At 62.5% G+C, this 14,359-nt stretch carries 16 protein-coding genes; 7 read left to right on the top strand and 9 right to left on the bottom strand.

Features of this window, described 5'->3' with window-relative positions; translation table 11 throughout:
- The first annotated feature begins 98 nt into the window (after nt 1-98).
- The gene (locus tag PG898_RS14780) at nt 99-1,217 is read left to right on the top strand and encodes an acyl-CoA desaturase (RefSeq protein ID WP_182787314.1); all 1,119 of its coding nucleotides are present in this window, start codon (nt 99-101) and stop codon (nt 1,215-1,217) included.
- Between the two features lie 471 nt (nt 1,218-1,688).
- On the opposite strand, the gene PG898_RS14775 is transcribed toward PG898_RS14780, so the two are convergent.
- On the bottom strand, nt 1,689-2,942 hold the full coding sequence (locus PG898_RS14775) for a phospholipase D family protein (RefSeq protein ID WP_270824475.1): 1,254 nt from the start codon (nt 2,940-2,942) through the stop codon (nt 1,689-1,691).
- A gap of 75 nt (nt 2,943-3,017) precedes the next feature.
- Between PG898_RS14775 and PG898_RS14770 the strand changes: the two genes are divergently transcribed.
- The gene (locus PG898_RS14770; protein ID WP_270824474.1) at nt 3,018-3,179 is read left to right on the top strand and encodes a hypothetical protein; all 162 of its coding nucleotides are present in this window, start codon (nt 3,018-3,020) and stop codon (nt 3,177-3,179) included.
- A gap of 3 nt (nt 3,180-3,182) precedes the next feature.
- On the opposite strand, the gene PG898_RS14765 is transcribed toward PG898_RS14770, so the two are convergent.
- The 3 genes from PG898_RS14765 to tatA all read right to left on the bottom strand — a co-directional run bounded on the left by PG898_RS14765 (nt 3,183) and on the right by tatA (nt 5,354).
- A complete protein-coding gene (locus PG898_RS14765; RefSeq protein WP_270824473.1) occupies nt 3,183-4,643 on the bottom strand; it encodes a lytic transglycosylase F in 1,461 nt (486 codons plus the stop codon).
- Nucleotides 4,644-4,875: 232 nt separating this feature from the next.
- Nucleotides 4,876-5,178 carry a YfcZ/YiiS family protein gene (locus PG898_RS14760; RefSeq protein WP_042650556.1) on the bottom strand — a complete coding sequence of 101 codons (303 nt, stop codon included), beginning with the start codon at nt 5,176-5,178 and terminating at the stop codon, nt 4,876-4,878.
- Between the two features lie 14 nt (nt 5,179-5,192).
- Entirely contained in the window at nt 5,193-5,354 is a 162-nt protein-coding gene (gene tatA, locus PG898_RS14755) for a twin-arginine translocase TatA/TatE family subunit (protein ID WP_005323446.1), read from the bottom strand.
- A 281-nt stretch (nt 5,355-5,635) separates the two neighbouring features.
- Here tatA and PG898_RS14750 point away from each other — a divergent pair, with 281 nt between their 5' ends.
- On the top strand, nt 5,636-6,637 hold the full coding sequence (locus PG898_RS14750; protein ID WP_270824472.1) for a LysR substrate-binding domain-containing protein: 1,002 nt from the start codon (nt 5,636-5,638) through the stop codon (nt 6,635-6,637).
- Between the two features lie 30 nt (nt 6,638-6,667).
- Here the strand turns inward: PG898_RS14750 and PG898_RS14745 are convergent, their stop codons facing one another.
- Both PG898_RS14745 and PG898_RS14740 read right to left on the bottom strand, forming a co-directional pair.
- Nucleotides 6,668-7,267, bottom strand: a complete 600-nt coding sequence (locus PG898_RS14745; RefSeq protein WP_042650554.1) for a YhgN family NAAT transporter — start codon at nt 7,265-7,267, stop codon at nt 6,668-6,670.
- Between the two features lie 109 nt (nt 7,268-7,376).
- Nucleotides 7,377-7,622 (bottom strand): YecH family metal-binding protein, encoded by a 246-nt coding sequence (locus PG898_RS14740; protein WP_161507648.1) that lies wholly within the window; start codon nt 7,620-7,622, stop codon nt 7,377-7,379.
- A 206-nt stretch (nt 7,623-7,828) separates the two neighbouring features.
- Here PG898_RS14740 and PG898_RS14735 point away from each other — a divergent pair, with 206 nt between their 5' ends.
- Nucleotides 7,829-9,112 carry a dicarboxylate/amino acid:cation symporter gene (locus PG898_RS14735; protein WP_270824471.1) on the top strand — a complete coding sequence of 428 codons (1,284 nt, stop codon included), beginning with the start codon at nt 7,829-7,831 and terminating at the stop codon, nt 9,110-9,112.
- 22 nt (nt 9,113-9,134) lie between these two features.
- Here PG898_RS14735 and PG898_RS14730 read toward each other — a convergent pair whose 3' ends face one another.
- Together PG898_RS14730 and PG898_RS14725 are read right to left on the bottom strand one after the other, a co-directional pair.
- The gene (locus PG898_RS14730; protein WP_025325406.1) at nt 9,135-9,449 is read right to left on the bottom strand and encodes a putative signal transducing protein; all 315 of its coding nucleotides are present in this window, start codon (nt 9,447-9,449) and stop codon (nt 9,135-9,137) included.
- A gap of 147 nt (nt 9,450-9,596) precedes the next feature.
- The gene (locus tag PG898_RS14725; RefSeq protein WP_005332192.1) at nt 9,597-10,499 is read right to left on the bottom strand and encodes a LysR family transcriptional regulator; all 903 of its coding nucleotides are present in this window, start codon (nt 10,497-10,499) and stop codon (nt 9,597-9,599) included.
- Between the two features lie 98 nt (nt 10,500-10,597).
- On the opposite strand from PG898_RS14725, the gene PG898_RS14720 reads away from it, so the two are divergent.
- Nucleotides 10,598-11,650: an HlyD family secretion protein gene (locus PG898_RS14720; RefSeq protein WP_270824470.1), complete on the top strand. Its 1,053-nt coding sequence runs from the start codon at nt 10,598-10,600 to the stop codon at nt 11,648-11,650.
- Nucleotides 11,650-13,203, top strand: a complete 1,554-nt coding sequence (locus tag PG898_RS14715) for a DHA2 family efflux MFS transporter permease subunit (RefSeq protein ID WP_043131284.1) — start codon at nt 11,650-11,652, stop codon at nt 13,201-13,203. Before PG898_RS14720 ends, PG898_RS14715 begins: the two co-directional genes overlap by 1 nt.
- A gap of 56 nt (nt 13,204-13,259) precedes the next feature.
- On the opposite strand, the gene PG898_RS14710 is transcribed toward PG898_RS14715, so the two are convergent.
- Nucleotides 13,260-13,886: a lysoplasmalogenase gene (locus PG898_RS14710; protein WP_042650024.1), complete on the bottom strand. Its 627-nt coding sequence runs from the start codon at nt 13,884-13,886 to the stop codon at nt 13,260-13,262.
- A 172-nt stretch (nt 13,887-14,058) separates the two neighbouring features.
- On the opposite strand from PG898_RS14710, the gene PG898_RS14705 reads away from it, so the two are divergent.
- Nucleotides 14,059-14,211 (top strand): hypothetical protein, encoded by a 153-nt coding sequence (locus tag PG898_RS14705; protein ID WP_081934535.1) that lies wholly within the window; start codon nt 14,059-14,061, stop codon nt 14,209-14,211.
- Nucleotides 14,212-14,359: the final 148 nt, after the last annotated feature.

Below are 14,359 nucleotides of genomic sequence, written 5' to 3'. Positions count from 1 at the left end.
GCCTGGATCAGGTTTGTCTCCGACTTTTTTACCATTGACCCGCATTCCGGCTCAATGGAGAATAGTGGACAGCTGTTCGCTGAATGGAGCCGAGTGAAATGGACCGCCCCCCGATCATCATGACCAACACCCTGCTGTTTGCCCTCTCCGGGCTGACGGCACTGATTGCGGTACCCTGGTACGGCCTGACCCATGGCTATGACCTCTGGCAGTGGAGCAGTTTCCTGCTGCTGTTCTGCTATTGCGGCATCTCCATCACCGCCGGCTACCACAGACTCTGGTCGCACAAGGCCTACAAGGCCCACCCTGCCCTGCAATGGTTCTTCGCCATCGGTGGTGCCCTCGCCCTGCAAAACTCGGCACTGCACTGGTCGTCCGATCACCGCCGCCACCATCGCCACGTGGATGACAATCAGAAGGATCCCTATAGCGCGGGCCGCGGCTTCTGGTACTCCCACATCGGCTGGATGCTGCGGGAATACCAGCGCGAGATCTACCACGACTACAGCAACGTGCGGGATCTGCAGAACAATCCCGTGGTCGCCTTCCAGCACAGGCACTATCTGGCGCTGACCCTGGCCACCAACATCGGCATCCCGCTGCTGCTCGGTCTGATCCACGGGGATCTGCTCGGCATGCTGCTGCTCGCCGGGGTGCTGCGCATGGTGATGACCCATCACACCACCTTCTTCATCAACTCCCTGGCCCACATCTGGGGCAGCCAGCCCTTCACCGACCGCAACAGCGCCCGGGACAACGGCATCCTGGCCTTCTTCACCTTTGGCGAGGGGTATCACAACTTCCATCACCTGTTCGAGAACGACTACCGCAACGGCATCCGCTGGTGGCAGTTCGACCCCACCAAGTGGTTGATCCGCATCGCCGCCTGGTGCGGGCTGGCTAGGGATCTCAGATCCTGCCCTGAGGAGCGAATCGAGCAGGCCAGGCTGGAGATGCAGCTCAAGCGCGCCCAGGCCAGACTGCACAAGCAGGATGACAGGGAGCTGTGGCAGGCGCTGCTGCAGGAGGAGTACGACAAGCTGAGCCTGCAGATCCAGCACTACTACGCCAACCGCAAGCAGTTGCTGGAGCAGCGCAAGCGCAAGGCGCTGGCGCGCTACGACAGGCTCAAGCTGCAGCTGGAATATCGCAACCTTCGGGATGGCTTCCTCGTTGCCAAACGCAACTGGAGTCGCCTGCTGGCCGGCATCGCCTGAGACGCTCAGGAACCCGGATCAAGAAGACCGCCTGCTGGCGGTCTTCTTGTATGCGCCCCAAAGGCGAGAAACAAAAAAATGGGGCGACACTCGCATGTCACCCCCTCGCAAATAGCATGTTCCGTATTGGGATCCGGCAATAACGGGGATCTTTTCCGCATCACGGGTTTCCGCTCCCGATCCGCAGTATCTGCCAGAACACTCCGGCCGACCCATTCCCTTACCCCCTTCACCCACACGGCAGGCGAGCCGCCGTGTTTGTCCTTGCAACCGAAATACTACGCAGTTAATTAAAATAAAAAACCGTTTTATACGGACCTCTATGCAGACCGGGTAGCGGCATCAGGGTTCACTACCAGATATAAAGTGATTAAAAACAATACGATAAAATCTCAATCCGGTTTTGGATGGCAAACGTTATCCTCGAAGGCGCACAAGGCTTTGCGAGATCTCGCACAAGCCAGGCCCCTCTCACAGCCAGGGGTGCAACGGCAACCAGTCGCTCAGTCGCGCCAGCAGGCGCCGCAGCGTCGAGGGGGGCGCCACCACAGGATGCGCCGCTGCCTGTTGCCACCCGCAAAGCCAGTGCCTCAGCTCGGCACAGAGCGCCGTGCAGCGCAGATGCAACATCAGCTCGGTGTTGAGCATCAGGGAGCGGGGATCCAGATTGAAGCTGCCGAGCAGGGCCTCCTCCTCCCCCATCAGGATCAGCTTGGCATGCAGACTGTGGGCCTCACCCGCCAGCTCGGCCAGCACTATGCCCTGCCGCTCGAGCCAGGGGCGGTGGCGCCGATAGGCGCCATACACCAGGGGCACGTCTGTGCTGGCCAGGGAGTTGGTCAGGATCTCGATGCCAACCCCCACCTGGCGTTGTCGTTTGAGATGGCGGCGCAGGCTCCGGGTCAGGATCAGGTAGGGGCTTACCAACCGCAGCGTCTCCCGATTGCCCGCCAGCTTGCGTCCCAGGCGGGGCGCCGTGGTCGGCCGGGAGATCAATCCCTTGCCGGGCCGGTCAAACCAGCACTCTCCGAACCCCGGATGCCAGCCAAGGGGAACCGGCACCCCATCGAACAGGCTGGCGGGCAGATCGTAGACCATGGCCACCACAGGGTCGGTCAGGGTGAGCAGGAAATCGTTCACCACGTGGATCTCGGCGGTCAGCAGGGGGCGCCGCAACAGGCGCCGGATGGGGTGGCTCCAGCGGCTGCGCCAGAACAACTCGAAGCCCTGTTCGACCTGGCGGCAGAGGGGGCCACGGCAGACCAGATCCAGATCGACGAAGTGAGGGGACGCACCCAGCCCGAAGTAACGATCGCCGATGTTGCGACCCCCGATCACCGCCTCGCGACCATCCACCAGCAGCAGCTTGTTGTGCATGCGGTGGTTGATGCGACGGAAGCTGAGCAGGCCTTCCAGCAGCAGGGTCAGGGGACGCCAGCCCCTCAGCCAGAACGGATTGAACAGGCGAACCTCGATGCCGGGCTCTGCCGCCACCACCTCCAGGAAACGATTGTCGCCGGCATAGAGGTCGTCGATGAGCAGCTGGACTCGGACCCCGCGCCGCGCCGCATGGAGCAACTCCGACAGCAGCAGCTTGCCGCTGCTGTCCTCCTCCCAGCTGTAATACTGGGCCTGGATCCGGCTGCGGGCGCCACGGATCAGCTGGCAGCGGGCCTTGAGGGCGGTGCCGGGATCGTCGAGCAAAGCAAAGTCGGCGGTGAGCAAGGGTCATCTCCTTGTCATGAGGCGGTGGCATAACCCAGACAACCGCCCCGATTGCAGCATGTCAAGGAGTCGATGATGGAACTGCGCGACCACCCCTCCCTCAGCCAGCGACCACAGGCCAGCCAGCCGGATCCCACTCCCGCCAGGCTGCTGACCCCCTGGTACCAGCAGCACCGGGATCAGGACTGGGAGACCCTCCCCCTTGCGCGTGAGGATGGCCTTTCCGACCGGCACTGACGCTCAGGGCTGCGCCGCCTCTATGGCCTCGGATTTGCCCTCCAGCTGGGGCAGGCTGAAGCGGTAGGCTACGTAATACTTGTAGATGGTGCCGACGTAGTTGATGGGCCCCTGGCCGACCTCGTTGGCCACCAGCTGCTCCACGTTGCCAAACCAGACGTTCGGATCCAGCCCCCTCTCCCTCGCCTTGGCCTGCAGCGCCTGCACTCGGTTCGGGCCCGCATTGTAGGCCGCCAGGGCGAACAGGTGGCGGTTGAGCCTGTCCATCCCGGGATCGTTGAAGTAGGTATCGAGAATGAGCCGCATGTAACGGCAGGCCGCCTCCACATTGCCTTCCAGGCTGGTGAGCCTGGCACCGCGGATCCCCACCTCGCCCCCCGTGCTCGGCAGCAATTGCATGATGCCGACCGCCCCGCGGTGGGAGCGGACATTGGGGTTGAGCCCCGATTCCTTGTAGGCCAGCGCCGCCAGCATCAGCCAGTCGAGCTGATATTTGTCGGCCTGGGTTTCCAGCACCTTGCGGATGGTCGACAGCCGCCCCAGGGGATCCGGTGCCAGTATGTTGCTCATCTGGTCACTCTGGGCCATCAGGCGGCGCAGGGTCATGTCGCTGTAGAGGGTGCGTTTGCTCGACTCCGAGATATAGGCGTTCACCGCCTTGAGCAGTTCGGGGCTGTTGTTGCGCAGCGCCCAGGCACTGCGTCCCTTGTCCCGCAGCGGGATCAGCTTGTGGGCCTTGAGGCCCCCTATCATGTCGAGCCAGATCCGTCCCTTGAAGCTGTCGGTGACGGTCAGCGGTATGATGCCGGCCGCCACCATCTCCAGCAGATCCCCGTCCTGCAGGTACTCGGGCACCGTCTCTATGTAGACGGGGGGCAGCCCCAGCTCGCGGAACAGCCAGTTGAGCTGATGCAGGCTCTCGTAATAACTGGAGCTGGCCCGTACCCAGATCCGCCGACCGGAGAGCTGGGTGATGCGGTTGAAACCCGTCAGCTCCCGCTGGCTCACCACCCACTCCTCGATGGGCGAGATGAGCGGCTGGGAGAAGGTGACCTGCTCGCGCCGGGTCGGCGTCACCGTCAGGTTGGCCGCCACCAGATCCCCCCGCCCCTCGGTGAGATAGTCCAGCAACTTGTCCTGACGCACCGGGATGTAGATGATCTTGAGCTTGAGCTTCTCCCTGGCGAGATAGGTCTGGTTCAACCAGCGCTCGAAGCCTTGCAGTTGATTGACCAGGATGCCGTACTGGGCACCCTTGTCGAAGAAGAAGAAGCCCCGTTCATAGACCACCAGGGCCCTGAGTTCCTTCTTTTGCAGTATGTGTTCGAGATCCCCGGGTTGGGGCAGGAGTTTGGGTTTGACGTCCGCGGCGCGCGAAGGGGCATCACCAGGCTGGGAACCGAGATCCGCCGCCAGCAGAGGGAGAGAACAGAAGACCAACAGGGCCCAAAGCCATCGCATCATGATGTAGTCACCTTCTGTGGGTCGACTCGAACCGGATGATTCCCCGCCAAGACAAGGCCTGGAACAGATGACAGAGTGCCATCAGGGTATCAGGTCACCCCTCTGCACCAGAGCGACGCGTGCCGGACTGGAACCGGAACGTCCGTGGGATAACTCACTATACAACGCAAAGAGAGGGAAAAGGCGAGGGGCAACGCAATACGGCAGGCAAGCCTGCCGTCTCATCAGGGGCTCAGATAGAGCGGGCACGCATCTCGAAAATCAGCTTCTCGGCGGTGCAGGTGAATTGCAGGCGGGCCTTCAGGATCACGCCGTCTGCGCCCTGGGTCAGTTCGCTGTCGATCACGGCTTCGGCGGTCACCTGCTTGGCCAGCGCCTCATAGGCTGCCAGCTTGGCACGGGCGTCGGCTTCTGCCGCGGCCTCGATCACCAGCTCCATCACATCGTCGCCTTCACCTATGATGGTGCCGATCTCGGCGAAACAGCCGCAGCTGTCGCAGGTTTCATTCAATTCCACTTTTTCGTCTACAGACATACTTCCACTCCTACTCATTTCGGATGTACTTCATCGTCACGCAAGGCTTTACGAAAATCCCTGATGGCGGTGCCCAGATCCTCACCGGCGCCGGCCAGGCGTTTGCTGCCAAACACCACGACGACGACCACCAGCAGGATCAACAGATGCCAGATATGAATTCCACCAAGTCCCATAGGGCGACTCCTGACAGATAGATACCCGTTGTTTGTATCAAAAGAAGGCGCAACGATTGTTGGGCAAAATCAAGGCAGGCGCAAGTTGGCAGGAAAATCGTCAAAAGACATAAAAAGATACGGCGACCTTTGGCCGCCGTATGAGTCGGTGCTACTTGTCCCCTCAACCGCTACATCCTGTACCAGCCGCCATGAAGGCGAGAGACAGTTCGAGCATAGGGTCGCCAAGATATGAAAACAAATGGTATAAATTCATCTAAGAATTGAAGAGGATTCATATCATGTTGCTGGAACAGCTCGGGCGCATAGACCTTAATCTGTTGATTATCCTGCAAGTCTTGCTGGAGGAGCGCAATGGCAGCCGGGCTGCCCGTCGCCTGCATCTGAGTCAGTCGGCCGTCAGCAAGGCGCTGGGCCGCCTGCGGGAAACCTTCGACGACCCCCTGTTCGTCCGTTCAGCCTACGGGCTGGACCCCACCCCGCGCGCCCTCGATCTGCAGCAGCAGTTGCAACCCATACTGCTGTCGCTGGACAACCTGATCCAGCCCCCCGCCTTCGATCCCGTCAGCACCGAGCGGGAGTTCGTCATCGCCAGCATGGACAGCGCCTTCACCCTGTTCGCGCCGCTCTACCTCAGCGAGCTCAAGCGTCAGGCACCGGGGATCCGGCTGCGTTACGAGGAGTGGACAGAGCACAGCCTGACCGAGATGAGCCAGGGTCAGGTGGACATCGCCTTCACGGTGCGTGAGAACTGCATCAATTCGGATTTCAGGCTGGATACCCTGCCCAATGCCATCTGCCAGCGACTGCTCGCCATCGATGATCTCACCTGCCTGGTACAGCGGGATCATCCGGCGCTGCGCGAGCCCGAGTGGGATCTTCCCCGCTACCTGGCCTATCCCCACGTGCAGACCTATTGCGAGGGGCGCGACCGCTGGATGCTGGATCACAAGCTGGCGGAGCAGGCTCTCTATCGCCGTATCGAGGCGACCGTGCCCTCCTTCGAGGCGGCGCTGCGCATGGGCATGCACTCGGACATGATAGTGACCCTGTCCCGGCTCTATGCCCGTCACGCGACCCAGGTCTATCCGCTGGTGCCGCTGGCGCTGCCCATCGCCCTGGACAGCATCTCCCACCTGCTCATCTGGCATCAGCGCCACGAGGAGGATCCGGGACACCGCTGGCTGCGGGAGACCCTGCTCGCCCTCATCATGGGCAAGCTGGAGACCCCCGGCGACCCGTCCCGCCAAGACGAGGCGCTGGCCGTCATGGACGCACAATAAGAAAGGGGCTGCCTGGCAGCCCCTTTCTTCTTACCCCTTGCCCGTCACCGCCAGATAGTGGTGCACGCCATCCAGCAGCATCTGCACCGAGATCATCACCAGCAGCATACCCATCAGCCGCTCCACGGCGGTGAGTCCTCGCTCACCCAGCAGCTTGTTGAACAGCTCGTAGAACATCAGTATCACGGCGCTGGCGCCCCAGGCCATCAGCAGGGCCAGGGACCAGTCCGCCATCCGGGTCGGCTCCTGGTTCGCCAACAGCAGCAGGGAGGCCAGGATGGAGGGGCCCGCTATCATGGGAATGGCCATGGGCACCAGGAAGGGCTCCTCCCCCGCCGCCAGCCCGGTCACGCCACCGGGGCTAGGGAAGATCATTTTGATGGCGATGAGGAACAAGATGATGCCCCCGGCGATGCTGACCGCCTCCTGGCGCAGATTCAGGAAGCTCAGGATCTGCTGACCGGCAAACAGGAAGCCCAGCATGATGCCTAAGGAGAACAGCAGCTCGCGGATCATCACCTTGCGCCGCCGCTTGGGATCGACATGGCGCAGGATGGAGAGGAAGACCGGCAGGTTGCCCAGCGGATCCATGATCAGAAACAACATGACGGCAGCGGAGAACGTATCCATACAGGTTCCCGGGCGTTGCCCAGGCCAAGCCTTTAACAGAGGGGGGAGAGGGCGAAATATAACAAAGGAGACGGGATTCGGCGAGCGCCCCGGTGCGCTCGCCACGGGATCAGCCGTGGTTGCAGATCTTGTCGGCCCGGGTCTGGAAGCCCTGTTCGGACTCGATGAACTTGCCGCGTTTGGCCAGAAAGTCGATCAGCGCCGCCACATCCATCTCGCTCGCGCTGCAGGTATGGAAACGGGCATCGGCGCCAAAGTGCGCCTCAATCGCCTCCTTGAGGCTGGCCCGGGTAAAATGGCCCCCCTCTTCCAGCATCATCTCCATTACTTCGTGACCGTGTATCGACTGGGACATCTCAAACCTCTTTAATCATCATGTCAGATGTCAATTAGAGCCTGAACCCCGTCTCCCGATCTTGATGTAAGCCAACAAAACGCCTTTTTTAGCGCCCCCAGGCTGGCCGGGAGCATCGCTTTGTCGATAATGTGGCAACCTGATCGGGGGATGGCTACACTAGCGCCCCTTTGCCATCGCAGACAGAAAATAAGGACATTGGCGTCATGCTGTTCCATGGATTGGTCTTCAAGCCCTGGCGGATCTGGACCCGCCGCCCACTCTGGTTGAAGACCCTGCTCGGCATGCTGACCGGGATCGGGCTCGGGCTCGGCTTCAGCGAGCAGGCACTGCTGCTCAAACCCATCGGCGTCCTGTTCGTGAACACCATACAGATGCTGATGGTGCCTCTCATCTTCTGCTCCGTCATCGCCGGTCTCACCGCCCTGCTCAAGGGCAAGACCCTCGACCGGATCGCCGGCAAGGCCATAGGTCTCTACCTCTGCTCCACCGCCGTCGCCATCTGCATCGGCCTGGTGATGGGCTGGCTGCTGGAACCCGGCATGGGTGCCAATATGGGACCCTACGAGCGGACCGGCGTGATGGTGCAACCGACCCTGGCCAGCGTGCTGAGTCATCTGGTGCCCCACAACCCGGTGCAAGCCATGGTGGATGGCAAGATCCTGCAGGTGATCGTGTTTGCAGTGGCCCTCGCCCTGGCCCTCAATGCCACCGGGCGGCGTGGCCGCCCCGCCATTCTGTTCTTCACCTCCCTGGCGGAGGGGATGTTCAAGCTGACCCAGATGGTGATGGCGCTGGCCCCCTATGGCGTCTGCGCCCTGATGGCCTGGATGACGGGCAAATACGGGGTGAGCCTGCTGCTGCCCCTGCTCAAGGTGATCGGCGCCGTCTACCTCGGCTGCCTGCTGCATGTGCTCGGGGTCTACAGCAGCCTGCTGATCCTGCTGGCCCGCCTCAATCCGCTGCACTACTTCAAGAGCATCGTCGACGCCCAGGCGGTGGCCTTCACCAGCAGCTCAAGCAGCAGCACCCTGCCCATCAGCCTGGCCTGCGCCGAGCGCCGGCTGGGGGTCTCCCCCGCCATCACCGCCAAGGTGCTGCCCATCGGCGCCACCATCAACATGGATGGCACCGCGCTCTATCAGGGGGTGACGGCGCTGTTCGTGGCCCAGGCATTCGGGGTGGATCTGCACGTGGTGGATTACCTGACCATCATCAGCATCGCCACCCTGGCCAGCATAGGCACGGCGGGCACACCGGGCACAGGGCTGATGCTGCTGACCCTGACGCTGACCGCGGTGGGATTGCCGCTGGAAGGGGTGGCGCTCATCGCCGGAATAGACAGGATCCTCGACATGGCCCGTACCACGGTCAACGTCTCCGGCGACATCCTGGTGTCAGTGCTGATCGCCCGCAGCGAGAAGGAGCTGGATCTGGCGATCTATCACGATGCCTGCGCGGGGGAGGACATCGACTTCACCCTGCGCTGAGGAATGGGAGAAGGGGAAGCTCTCAGTGATCCTGGGGATCGTGATGGCAGCGCCAGCAGATATCGAAGTTGGCGCCGTTCTCCTCCCCGCACTGGCCGCACAGCCAGCCATTGCCCTGGCGCTGCTGGTAGCGCTCGATGATCCTGCCCGCCCGTCGGCGATCCTGCTCGCACACCATCAGGGTCACCTGCAGCAGATCCACGGGCAACTCCCCCAGCGCCCCCGAGAGCCCCTCCCCACTGAGGCGAACTCTGACCCCTTCTACCTCTAACGCCCCCTTCAAGGCGTGCGCCTCCAGGGAGTGAGAGGCCCGATACAAGTTAATCCACTGCTCCATATATCCTCTCCTCACAACAGCCTGCCTGATCATCGACCCGTCCCCAGAGGGTGGACCCCTCGATACCGGCTTCGAAGCCACAGCGCCGTGGCTGTCCTCCACCGGTACTCAGGTTAATGGCCATTTTCATATGTCCGGCCATGCCGCTCACAGCAGATTGTCGATGCCGTAAGCCGGGCCATTGGCCACCAGAAAATCGATAAACACCCTTAACTTGCGCGGCATCAGCCGCCGCTCGGGAAACAACAGATAGATGGGTACCTTGGGCTGCTGCCAGTCCGGCAGCAGGGCCACCAGGGAGCCGTTGGCCAGCTCATCATGGCACAACATGGCGGGCAGGGAGGCCAGCCCCAGCCCGGCCTTCGCCGCCTCTCTGGCACAGGTGATGTTGTTGACCTGGAAACGGGACGGCGGATCCACCAGCACTTCCCGGCCATCCCGCTCAAAACACCAGTGGGAGGCGAGAAAACCGCTGCTCACCGCGACCCGTTCATGACGCACCAGATCCTCGGGCCGGGCGATCGCCGGGCTACGCGCCAGATACTCGGGGCTGGCGCAGAGCAGGCGTCCCGTGCTCCACAGGCGCCGCGCCGCCAGGCTGGAGTCGCTCATGTCGCCTATTCGCACTATGGCATCCAGCCCCTCGCTGATGGGATCCACGATGCGATTGGTCAGCTCCAGATCCACTCTCAGCCCAGGATAGGCCTGCAGAAAGTGGGCCACCAGCCGGCCAACCACCAGTTGCCCCGTCTCGATGGGGACCGCCAGCTTGAGCGTCCCCGTCACCTCCTGCTGACTGGCGCTCAGCATCAGTTCGGCCTGGGCCAGCTCCTCCACCGCCTTGCTGCAGCGCAGGTAATACTGCTCCCCGGCTTCGGTCAGGGTGAGCTGGCGGGTGGAGCGATAGAGCAGCCGCACGCCGAGGTGCTGCTCCAGATCGGCGATACGGCGGCTCACCGTCGCCTTGGTCATGCCCAGCTCCTGGGCCGCCGCGGTGAAGGAGCCCTTGTCGACGATGCGCACCAGAATCAAGGCCGCGTTCAGGTCCATTGTCTCACCAGTGAAACTGTATATCTCATGAATGGATACTAATCGAAACAGTGACACGATGTTAGCCTGCCCGCCACAGTTCAGGAAAAACCCATATCATGAGTCAACACAAGAAGATCCCCCTGCTGGCAGCCCTGCTGCTGGCCCTGCTCGGCATGTTGTTTGCCGCTTACTGGTATCTGCACGGCCGCCATTTCGAGAGCACCGACAACGCCTATCTGCAGAGCGAGGTGACCGGCATCGGCTCCAAGCTGCCCGGCTACATCGGCGAGGTGCTGGTGACCGACAACCAGGAGGTCAAGGCCGGCCAGCTCATCGCCAGGCTGGACGACCGGGAGTACAGAACCCGGGTGCTCGAGGCCGAGGCCGACCTGCACCTCAATCAGGCGACGGCGGAGAACCTGGCCGCCACCCGTACCCAGCAACTGAGCCTGATCCGTCAGGCGGAAGCCAGGGTCGCCTCGGCCAATGCCGAGCAGGTACGGGCCCAGCAGCAGGTGCGCCGCGTCAGCCAGCTCAATCAGCGCCACTACAGCTCCCAGGACAGCCTGGACGAGGTGCGCGCCGGTCTGCAGGTCACTCAGGCCCAGGAGCAGGAGGCCAGAGCCGCCCTGCAGGCCGCCCGTGAGCGGCTGCTGGTGCTGGACGCCGAAGCCAAGCAGAACCAGGCCAGGCTGGCACTGAGTGAAGCCCAGCTCGAACAGGCCAGACTGGAGCTCGGCTACACAGAGCTGCGGGCACCGGCCGACGGCATCATCGGCAAGCGCAGCCTGCGGGAAGGGCTCTATGTGCAGTCAGGCATGCAGGTGGCCAGCCTGGTGCCGCTGCAACAGGTGTGGGTCGAGGCGAACTTCAAGGAGACCCAGCTGCAGCACATGCAACCGGGGCAGCGCGTGGAGGTGATCCTGGATGCCTATCCGGATCAGCCGGTCGAGGGGATCATCGACAGCCTGGCCCCCGCCACCGGCGCCAAATTCGCCCTGCTGCCGCCCGAGAACGCCACCGGCAACTTCACCAAGATAGTGCAACGGGTGCCGGTCAAGATCCGCATCCCCGAGCCGGGCGTACTGGCAGGCAAGCTGCTGCCGGGCCTCTCCAGCGAGGTGATCGTCGACACCCGTACCCCTGAGCCCGTGGTCGCCGCCCACTGATGGAACCCATTCCACGTCGCAACTGGATCGCGGTCATGGGGGGCCTCATCGGCGCCTTCATGGCCATCCTCGACATCCAGATCACCAACGCCTCCCTGAAGGACATTCAGGGCGCCCTGTCGGCCACCCTGAGCGAGAGCTCCTGGATCTCCACCTCCTACCTGGTGGCGGAGATGATCGCCATCCCCCTCAGCGGCTGGCTGAGCCGGGGGCTGAGCGTGCGCCGCTACCTGCTGTGGACCACGGGGGCCTTCATCGTCGCCTCAGTGCTCTGCTCGTTCAGCTGGAACCTCACCAGCATGATCGTCTTCCGGGCGCTGCAGGGCTTCACCGGCGGGGCGCTGATCCCCATGGCCTTCTCCCTCATCGTCAGCCTGTTGCCACTGCACAAGCGGGCCACCGGCATGGCGCTGTTCGGCCTGTGCGCCACCTTCGCCCCCGCCATAGGTCCGACCCTGGGTGGCTGGCTGACGGAGCAGCTCTCCTGGCACTATATCTTCTACCTGAACGTGCCCCCCGGCCTGCTGGTGATGGCCATGCTGGCCCACGGCCTGGACAGGAAGCCGGTGGACTGGGAGGTGATAAAACGGGTGGATCTGGTCGGCATCCTCACCATGGCGGTGGGGCTGGGTCTGCTGGAGGTGGTGCTGGAGGAGGGCAATCGGGAGGACTGGTTCGGCTCGAGCTTCATAGTGCGGCTCACCGTCATCTCTGTGGTGGCCCTGGTGTTCTTCGTCATCAGCCAGTTGCTGCGCCGCCACCCGCTGGTCAATCTGCGACTGCTGCACAGCCCGCGCTTCGCCCTGGCCTGCTTCGCCTACCTGGTGCTCGGCATGGCGCTGATGGGGTCCATCTATGTGCTGCCGCTCTACATGGCGCAGATCCACAACTACAACGCCCTTGAGATAGGTGAAGTGCTGATGTGGATGGGCCTGCCCCAGTTGCTGGTGCTGCCCCTGGTGCCCAGGCTGGTCACCCGGATAGATCCACGCTACCTGGTGAGCTTTGGCTTCCTGGTGTTTGCCATCAGCTGCTTCATGAATGTCAACATGAGCGCCGACTACGCCGGTCCCCAGCTTATCCAGTCGCTGATCGTGCGGGCCCTGGGCCAGCCCTTCATCATGGTGCCCCTCTCCCTGGTGGCGACCGCCAGCCTGACCCCGGAGGAGATCCCCTCCTCCTCCACCCTGCTCAACGTGCTGCGCAACCTCGGGGGTGCCTTCGGCATCGCCATCATCGCCACCCTGATCGACAACGACACCCGCATCCATGCCAGTCAGATCGGCAGCACCTTGGCCGCCACCAGCATCGAGGGGCAGAGCTACCTGTTGCAGCTGGCCCAGACCATGATGGCGCAAGGCTCGGATCCGGCGCTGGCGCAGCAGCAGGCCCAGGCCATGCTGTCGAACACCATCAACCGGGAGGCCGCCATCATGGCCTACAACCAGGTGTTCTACGTGATGGGCATCTTCCTGCTCATCGCCAGCGCCCTGATGCTGCTGCTCAGGCAGCCGGCGCCCAGAGCGGCGGATGCAGAACCACTGGAGGCGTAATCCAGAAACCAGAAACGGGCCGCGCGGCCCGTTTCTTTATGGTCGACGAAGCCTGCTTATCCCGCGAGAGAGGCGGCGATCAGGAACTGGGCGGCGAAGTAGCTGCTCATGATCCAGGCCGTGGCATGGGGGAAGGGGCGGCGGAAGCGATCGAGGGCCAGCATGCTGTCGGAGAAGAGGAACATCAGTGCCCCCACCAGGGCGGCGGCACTGCCCGCGGTGAGGGAGGCGTGCCAGGCCCCGGCGGCCACCCAGGCCATGGCGATGATCACCAGCATGTAGCAGAAGACGGGGATCTTCATCTCGCCGAGCCTGCCCCACAACAAGCCGAACACCATGCCGGCCACCAGCAACAGCAGCAGGCCGTCGATCAGCTTCAGCACCAGAGGGCCCTGGGCAAAGCCGACGATGTAGCAGAGATGGGCGACAAAAAATGCCGCCAGCCCCTGAATGAAGCGATCCCTTGGCAGCATCAGCAGTACGTCACCGGCCAGCGACAGGCAGAGACCGAGCAGGATCCAGGCATGGGAGCCGTTGTGATCGTCACTCTGGTAACCGAATGCCAATGCGATGATGAACAGCATGGTCAGCGGCTTGCTGATGTAAAACTGACGGGAGTCTGAGCCATAAGCCGCGCGGATGTGCCACCAGCCAGATGCGATGATCAAGAAACTCAATAACATGCCCTGCTCCTCACCGATTGCTCGCACTCACACGGCAACCTCTTTAGTGCACGCAAGAGTAGCAAATTCCCCCGCCCAGTGGCAGGGGGCGAAGCAGATGACACCCTACACCTAAAGTCTAATTGCCCCCTGCTCGCGGCTCGGGCATAAGAGACAGCTCTGGAGGATCACCATGGAAGACGCAATGACCAACTACCTGCCCGCCATCGATATCATGATGTGCCATCTGGGGATCAGCTTCGAACAAGCCTGTGAGCAGCTTGGTCTGAGTCAGCAAGAACAGCAGAGCCTGATCCTGCTGCAGAAACAGACTCAATCAAACTAATCCGCCCGGCATGGACATCATGATGTGCCATCCGGGGGGGCAGCGTCGAACAAGCCTGTGAGCAGCCTGGTCTGAGTCAGCAAGAACAGCAGAGCCTGATCCTGCTGCAGAAACAGACTCAATCAAACTAATCCGCCCGGCATGGACA

Origin of the sequence: Aeromonas sp. QDB31, assembly GCF_027707605.1 — a bacterium.
Lineage (GTDB): Bacteria > Pseudomonadota > Gammaproteobacteria > Enterobacterales > Aeromonadaceae > Aeromonas > Aeromonas media.
Note: the sequence above shows the minus strand (reverse complement) of the source record. Positions and strands in the feature narration are given on the sequence as shown.

Coding starts and splice junctions, on each gene's coding strand:
- PG898_RS14780 (WP_182787314.1), top strand. CDS start 99: ATGGACCGCCCCCCGATCATCATGACCAACACCCTGCTGTTTGCCCTC.
- PG898_RS14770 (WP_270824474.1), top strand. CDS start 3,018: ATGGAACTGCGCGACCACCCCTCCCTCAGCCAGCGACCACAGGCCAGC.
- PG898_RS14765 (WP_270824473.1), bottom strand. CDS start 4,643: ATGATGCGATGGCTTTGGGCCCTGTTGGTCTTCTGTTCTCTCCCTCTG.
- PG898_RS14760 (WP_042650556.1), bottom strand. CDS start 5,178: ATGTCTGTAGACGAAAAAGTGGAATTGAATGAAACCTGCGACAGCTGC.
- tatA (WP_005323446.1), bottom strand. CDS start 5,354: ATGGGACTTGGTGGAATTCATATCTGGCATCTGTTGATCCTGCTGGTG.
- PG898_RS14750 (WP_270824472.1), top strand. CDS start 5,636: ATGTTGCTGGAACAGCTCGGGCGCATAGACCTTAATCTGTTGATTATC.
- PG898_RS14745 (WP_042650554.1), bottom strand. CDS start 7,267: ATGGATACGTTCTCCGCTGCCGTCATGTTGTTTCTGATCATGGATCCG.
- PG898_RS14740 (WP_161507648.1), bottom strand. CDS start 7,622: ATGTCCCAGTCGATACACGGTCACGAAGTAATGGAGATGATGCTGGAA.
- PG898_RS14735 (WP_270824471.1), top strand. CDS start 7,829: ATGCTGTTCCATGGATTGGTCTTCAAGCCCTGGCGGATCTGGACCCGC.
- PG898_RS14730 (WP_025325406.1), bottom strand. CDS start 9,449: ATGGAGCAGTGGATTAACTTGTATCGGGCCTCTCACTCCCTGGAGGCG.
- PG898_RS14725 (WP_005332192.1), bottom strand. CDS start 10,499: ATGGACCTGAACGCGGCCTTGATTCTGGTGCGCATCGTCGACAAGGGC.
- PG898_RS14720 (WP_270824470.1), top strand. CDS start 10,598: ATGAGTCAACACAAGAAGATCCCCCTGCTGGCAGCCCTGCTGCTGGCC.
- PG898_RS14715 (WP_043131284.1), top strand. CDS start 11,650: ATGGAACCCATTCCACGTCGCAACTGGATCGCGGTCATGGGGGGCCTC.
- PG898_RS14710 (WP_042650024.1), bottom strand. CDS start 13,886: ATGTTATTGAGTTTCTTGATCATCGCATCTGGCTGGTGGCACATCCGC.
- PG898_RS14705 (WP_081934535.1), top strand. CDS start 14,059: ATGGAAGACGCAATGACCAACTACCTGCCCGCCATCGATATCATGATG.